General features: G+C 41.0%; 10 protein-coding genes. 2 read left to right on the top strand and 8 right to left on the bottom strand.

The genetic code is table 11. The features are described from left to right. Nucleotides 1-718 (bottom strand): anti-CBASS protein Acb1 family protein (locus tag H1X92_RS12380; protein ID WP_180560438.1); only part of this gene is annotated, 718 nt, incomplete at its 3' end. A 15-nt stretch (nucleotides 719-733) separates the two neighbouring features. On the opposite strand from H1X92_RS12380, the gene H1X92_RS12375 reads away from it, so the two are divergent. Further along, a complete protein-coding gene (locus H1X92_RS12375) occupies nucleotides 734-1015 on the top strand; it encodes a type II toxin-antitoxin system RelE/ParE family toxin (RefSeq protein WP_135678479.1) in 282 nt (93 codons plus the stop codon). Nucleotides 1016-1022: 7 nt separating this feature from the next. Further along, nucleotides 1023-1304 (top strand): HigA family addiction module antitoxin, encoded by a 282-nt coding sequence (locus H1X92_RS12370; protein ID WP_180560437.1) that lies wholly within the window; start codon nucleotides 1023-1025, stop codon nucleotides 1302-1304. Here H1X92_RS12370 and H1X92_RS16275 read toward each other — a convergent pair. The 7 genes from H1X92_RS16275 to H1X92_RS12340 form a co-directional block, all read right to left on the bottom strand. Next, entirely contained in the window at nucleotides 1301-1384 is an 84-nt protein-coding gene (locus H1X92_RS16275; protein WP_370520691.1) for a helix-turn-helix domain-containing protein, read from the bottom strand. The genes H1X92_RS12370 and H1X92_RS16275 overlap by 4 nt on opposite strands. Continuing rightward, nucleotides 1366-1971, bottom strand: a complete 606-nt coding sequence (locus H1X92_RS12360; protein ID WP_180560436.1) for a recombinase family protein — start codon at nucleotides 1969-1971, stop codon at nucleotides 1366-1368. Before H1X92_RS12360 ends, H1X92_RS16275 begins: the two co-directional genes overlap by 19 nt. Nucleotides 1972-2098: 127 nt before the next feature. After that, the gene (locus H1X92_RS12355) at nucleotides 2099-3325 is read right to left on the bottom strand and encodes a PBSX family phage terminase large subunit (RefSeq protein WP_180560435.1); all 1227 of its coding nucleotides are present in this window, start codon (nucleotides 3323-3325) and stop codon (nucleotides 2099-2101) included. Beyond that, nucleotides 3303-3890, bottom strand: a complete 588-nt coding sequence (locus H1X92_RS12350; protein ID WP_180560434.1) for a hypothetical protein — start codon at nucleotides 3888-3890, stop codon at nucleotides 3303-3305. Before H1X92_RS12350 ends, H1X92_RS12355 begins: the two co-directional genes overlap by 23 nt. Before the next feature lie 262 nt (nucleotides 3891-4152). After that, nucleotides 4153-5148, bottom strand: a complete 996-nt coding sequence (locus tag H1X92_RS12345; RefSeq protein WP_180560433.1) for a tyrosine-type recombinase/integrase — start codon at nucleotides 5146-5148, stop codon at nucleotides 4153-4155. Nucleotides 5149-5191: 43 nt separating this feature from the next. Then, nucleotides 5192-5419 carry an Rz1-like lysis system protein LysC gene (gene lysC / locus H1X92_RS16340; protein WP_441293617.1) on the bottom strand — a complete coding sequence of 76 codons (228 nt, stop codon included), beginning with the start codon at nucleotides 5417-5419 and terminating at the stop codon, nucleotides 5192-5194. Beyond that, a partial coding sequence (locus H1X92_RS12340) for a hypothetical protein (protein ID WP_233458161.1) occupies nucleotides 5334-5791 on the bottom strand: 458 nt, incomplete at its 5' end. The genes H1X92_RS12340 and lysC, both read right to left, overlap by 86 nt.

Below are 5791 nucleotides of genomic sequence, written 5' to 3'. Positions count from 1 at the left end.
TATCGCTTTTACCATCATTGGCTTTTTCATTCGCTCTAACGGTGCTATTGGTAATTTGATTAACGACTGTCAAACAACAACGGGAGTGATGAACAAGTATCTTTTCATCGCTTTTTAATTCAAACAATAACGGTTTGTTAAAGCACGGACTAAAAATGTTGGTAGCGATTTTGCGAATGCGATACTCGCCTTGCCGGACGACCAAAAAGCCTTTTAGTTGTTCGTTATTCACATTGAGCGGCTTTTCCAGATTTTCCTCATCGGTCACCGCGATTAACAGACTACCGCCGTAGAGTGAAGCTAGTTTTAACGACAGTTCTGCGTGCTTTTTGATGTTAAGGCGCTTTTCTTCGCCCGTGAACACATCATTAAGCTGTTCCGTTCGTTCTTCATCATCGCCCGTAAAACGCACGGTACGCCAGTGCTTGATACAGTCTCCTGACGTTTTGTTGATATATTTCCGCACAATCGACACACGCTCATAGAGCCACGCCAAGCCTTTGTCGGTTTCAAAATAGCCCGCACCTGTTATGCCAAGTGCAGCAAAACTGGACGGTAATGTCGTCGTGGACGACCCTATCGCATTCACCTCACGCATCAGGTTATCCAATCCGCCATCGGCGAGTTTTTGGGGTGATTTTTTTCGTTTAAGAGAAAGGAACATACAACCTCTTATATTGATTTTTTTATCACCATCTTGTATAGTGTATATATACATTTTACAAGGTGATGTATGATTAAGAATTTTCGTCACAAAGGGATTGAGCGATTTTTTAAAACAGGTGTAACTTCAGGGATTCAAGCTAAACATGCTGTAAAGTTACGAGTGCAATTAACCGCCTTAAACGTCGCAAAAAAACCTTCTGATATGTCAGCCCCAAGCTGGAAGTTGCATCCATTAAAAGGAGAATCGCTAAAAGGTCACTGGGCAATATCTGTTAATGGAAATTGGAGATTAACGTTTAAATTTGAAGGTGAGGACGTGATCCTTGTTGATTATCAAGACTATCATTGAGGTAATTATGACTAGAATGTATAACCCTTCTCATCCAGGAATCGTTTTACGTGAATATTTAAGCCACGTTTCAGTGACTGAGGCAGCAAAAGCATTAGGTGTTACTAGAGTCTCTCTTTCTCGTATATTGAATGGTAATTCAGGTATTTCTGCTGATATGGCTTTAAGACTAGAAAGGGCAATTGGTACAAGTGCTGAAATGTGGATCGAAATGCAAACTCAATATGAACTTTGGCAAGCATCTCAGAAACCACGACCTGAAGTTCATAGGCTACTACCTCAATCCTAGCCAGTCCGCAAATACCGATAAATGGTTTCGCGTGATGCGCCAAATTCTTTTGCTAGGGGTTCTACGCCGGAACCCCATATTTTGCCGTAGCAAATTCCGCATCCCTTATTCGCATGATCGTTTGTCGGGTTGTATTAAAGATTTTTGCAAGAGAACTGATGCTTTGACCGTTTTTTAAATGCAATATCACTTCTTCTCTTTGTTTGTCGTCCAGTGATCGAGGTCTGCCGAGCTTTTTACCCTGTGCTTTTGCTCTGACTATTCCTGCCTGAGTGCGCTCAATTAGCAAATCCCGTTCAAATTCAGCAACAGCAGAAATCACCTGCATTGTCATTTTTCCGGCTGGGCTGGTGAGATCGACGCCACCTAATGCAAGACAGTGAACTTTAACACCTAATGAGGCTAGGTTTTCAACGGTTTTGCGAATATCAATTGCATTCCTGCCTAATCGATCTAATTTTGTGACAACAAGAATATCATCAGGCTCTAACCTGTCTGTTAATCTGACAAATCCATTTCTTTCATTAGCAGCCACCGAACCGCTAACATTCTCTTCGACAATTCGATGCGGTTTAATGTTAAATCCGGCTGCTTCAATTTCTCGGCGTTGATTTTCGGTGGTCTGTTCTAAGGTGGATACTCGGCAGTAGGCAAAAACCCGTGACATATTTATTTCTCCTGTACGAAATAGATGTACTTATTATACAGGGTGTACGAAATCAATTTAACCTATTTTTGTACGGTTCTTTTTTTGGGTGTACGAAACCGAACGTTTTTGTACTCCCAGCAATACACTATAGCGTATCCAAAAAAGAGACTGAGCCTTTGATATACCCGTCCAAAGAATAACGCACTGCGTCCCAACAGTGATTGTGAGCATCAACAATGACAGGCAGAACATCACCCGTATTACGGTCAATTTTGTACGAATATAGCCGCGCTTCTTCAATTGTGTGTTTGCATCGCGGGTGAATAATGATTTTTTTGAAGCCTCGTAGGTGCGCGATGCCGTCTTCTACGCTACCATTCCATTTGGATGCCGGAGCAATATTAAAACCCTGTCGTTTTAAGTAGCTGATAGTCTCTGGTCTGCTGTTGTCTGCTTTAATTGGCCAACGTGTTGCTTCCGGTATCGCTTGATAGAAATGAGGTAATGCGTCCAATTCCACACCGACCCTGTAGGCTTCGTATTCTACGTACAGACAGTCACCAAGGATAAAGCTGCGGATCAGGGTACTAGGGTCATTTGAAAAACCAAAATCGGCACCAAACAACAATCGGTCTGCTTTTTTCCAGAGATCATGATCAAACTCAACAACATCATATTTTCCATTCAATACTTGCTTATTCGAATTCTCTAAATAAGCGCCTTCCCAAATCCATGCATAGGTATTGGCATCAAGCCGGATCCGGTCATTTTTCCGTTCTTCCTCCAAAACATCAGGAAACCACGGATTATCATTGTAGTTAAGGTCAACTGAAATACAGTTACTTGGCTTTTTCTGCCTAAAGCGTACATCGGTTGCGCTCCCTTTTCGCTCTGGATTCCAAGTAACCCAAATTTCAGAGCCTTCTTCTCGCACCGTAGGGATTAATTTTTGCCATGCGTACTCTGGTACGTTTTCAGCCTCATCTATCCAGCAGAACAAAATTGATGATTTTGATTTCAGGCTATCCAAGTTGTGTCTTAAACCACAGAAGACAAAAGAAATTCGCTTGTCTTTGGTACGAATATATCTTTCACCAATATCAAAAAAGGCATTGAGCCAACTGACGCTTTGGATTGCCTGTTTCACTTCCTGCATACTGGAATCTTCAAGGGAGTTCATGAACTCACGCGCACAAAGTATCACGCCTTTTTTCCCCACCCTTGCTGCATTGAAAGCGTTAACCGCCAACATCAATGCAAAGGTACGTGTTTTTCCACTTCCTCGCCCACCGTAAGCGCAGCGATAACGGGCACTCCCGTTAAACACGGCGGTTAATTTTGGTGGAATATCAATTGCTATTTCTTTCGTCATTGCTAAAACTTCCGGCGTTAACGTGGATAACAGAAGGGAAAATATCTTCCGATTCATTGAAATTTGATGATTGCTTAATTTCGAGCAATAGCGTGTTGGGGACAGGTATACCTTCTATCTCTAAAAATTGCGCTGCTTCCAGTGCAGTCATTTCACCCGTTTTTTTGCGCTCAAGTATCGATCTTAAATATTCTTTTTGTTGTTGCTTTTCTTCGTTAAAGAAGACTTCGTTGATCCCCATCTTTTTGTACACAGCAATATCATTGTGACTAGGCAATACTTCTTCTATCGTAGTCGTTTCGCCAACCGGTGTTTTTTTAATGATTTTGCGTGTTCGCATTTTGGTATTTTGCCTTGCCGTTTCGGCAATTTCCTTTTTCAAAATATCCGCAGCATGATGAAAAGCATGATCAAACTCGCAATAATCCTTTCGCCAATTCCTAACGGTTTTTTCGTCAACGTGCAGCCACTTTGCAATGAAATGATTTGATACTTTTCCTTTCACCAAAGACAAGTTGATCACGTCGTCAATATACGCTTTTTGATATTTAGCTTTCCGTGACATGACAACCTCTTGTTAACACTTGTGCAACATTCGTAAAATTAGCCGTTTTGGGTGCGGACTTATTTTGCGGACTTATGCGAAAAAAATCCCTCTTCATACGTTGTGATTATTAGGTTTTTCAATTTTTCAAAATGCGGAGTTATGACTGCGGAATTATGCGTTTTTGGCTATTCTGTAAATTATCCTACTGAATACCGCATGGTTATTGAATTTGATCGCTTTCCACCCCTTTTGGATTGTGATTAAAAAATAAACGCAAATGTTAAATTTCTATGTCCAAAACTGACCGACAAAAACGTCCATAAGTATCATGCGTAATTTTGATACTTTGATGACCCAACATTTTCGATACGACATTTATTCCGTAGCCTCTTTGGATTAATGAAATCGCGGCAAAATGCCGTAAGTTATGAAATGTACCAATCTCATATTCCAATAACCGTTTTTTGATGATCCCACTTCTTCCGTACGTTAATGACAAACGAGATTGACGGTCTGACATTAACAATGGAATAGGTTTTCCTCTCTTTTCTTTATCCAAAAATTGCTTTAAATCTTTTGGCAGCGGTAAGATCCTTTGCAAATCCGCTTTCATCCCCAAATTTACAATGCCATATCGCGTTAAGTGCTTTGAGATGTAAATTCTCTGTTCACGAATATCGCTATAGTCCAATGCCAAGATTTCACTTATCCGCAAGCCCAATTTTGATGCCAAAATAAAAGTTATCTTTTCACGAACAGGCGATTGTTTGATCATCTCTTCCACATTGCCAAACGCCGGAATAAAAATAGGCTTTTTCACTTTCTTTTTCAGTTTTGGAATTGGACTCACGCCAATATTTCGCATTGCTTTTAACAACAAATAAGCAGAATGCAGATGTTTAAGGGTATTCTCGGGCAAGCCGTTAAATTCACTAGGACGAATATTTAACGCCATTTTTGCTTGCAACTTTTCGTCAATTGAAAACAAAGCATGTTTAATCGTATCAAGGGAACTTTGCCGTAAATGCCCCGTTTCACATTGTGAGACTTTTTTGCCCACATAGAACTGAATGAGTTTACGAAGAGGCCAGTCTCGGCATTGCTCTTTTTCTTTTGCCGTCATCGACAAAAATCGTTCAGATTCACTCAAAAAAAGAAAACGGCAAGCCGGATCCAACGTTTTAAAACTTTTATGAAATCGCCCTACTGCATTCTCAAAATGCACACGAATAACATCGCAGCCGTGGCGAGTGTTGATTAATTTGATTGAGCTCATTTTGATTCATTGACACTGTGATTTGATGTACTGCTTTTCGTTCTCAATTGTCATCTCTCTGCTTTTCAATTCGCCTTATCGCCTGTTTGTCAAGATTACACAGCTCAATCACTGTCAGTAACTGCTCATTGAGTACCAGACTATCACGCCATGTCATCATATCTGTGATGGCTGGCGGTAAGCAATCAGCGAGTAGGTAAGGGGGTATCGGAATGTGAGGCGTCTGAACGTATTCGTTTCGTGTGCTGCTGCAACTCGACAATAGCCCCATGAGGAATAATGCGATTGGCACAATCCTGATGGACGACATGCGCTTTAATTGCTGCTTGTGTTGCCTCAGAGTCAACTGCTTTACGCTGACGGGTCTCACTATTAATTCTTGCAATATCATTGATTACCTTCATTGACTGAAAAGCATTAGTGGTAATGGCTATCTGTTTATCGAGGTCAATGGTGAGGTTTTTATTTAATGCCTTAACTTCGTTTAAGGATGTCAACAACCAAGACGCCCAGACGATTAACCCCGCAATAATCACTACGCCAAATGCGTAAGGTCTCCTTGACATATTACGCTCTCTATTTCCCGACGGGTCATTAATCCTTTCCACTTTCTGCCATCGACATAAACCCAGCGTTTCATTTC

This window comes from Arsenophonus endosymbiont of Apis mellifera (assembly GCF_903968575.1).
Taxonomy (GTDB): Bacteria; Pseudomonadota; Gammaproteobacteria; order Enterobacterales; family Enterobacteriaceae; genus Arsenophonus; species Arsenophonus apicola.
The sequence above is the reverse complement of the archived record's forward strand: the minus strand, read 5'-3'. Positions and strand labels throughout refer to the sequence as shown.

Bases quoted from the DNA above. Each gene is read 5' to 3' on its own strand.
- H1X92_RS12355 (WP_180560435.1), bottom strand. From the start codon at position 3,325: ATGACGAAAGAAATAGCAATTGATATTCCACCAAAATTAACCGCCGTG.
- H1X92_RS12370 (WP_180560437.1), top strand. From the start codon at position 1,023: ATGACTAGAATGTATAACCCTTCTCATCCAGGAATCGTTTTACGTGAA.
- H1X92_RS12345 (WP_180560433.1), bottom strand. From the start codon at position 5,148: ATGAGCTCAATCAAATTAATCAACACTCGCCACGGCTGCGATGTTATT.
- H1X92_RS12350 (WP_180560434.1), bottom strand. From the start codon at position 3,890: ATGTCACGGAAAGCTAAATATCAAAAAGCGTATATTGACGACGTGATC.
- lysC (WP_441293617.1), bottom strand. From the start codon at position 5,419: ATGGGGCTATTGTCGAGTTGCAGCAGCACACGAAACGAATACGTTCAG.
- H1X92_RS12375 (WP_135678479.1), top strand. From the start codon at position 734: ATGATTAAGAATTTTCGTCACAAAGGGATTGAGCGATTTTTTAAAACA.
- H1X92_RS12360 (WP_180560436.1), bottom strand. From the start codon at position 1,971: ATGTCACGGGTTTTTGCCTACTGCCGAGTATCCACCTTAGAACAGACC.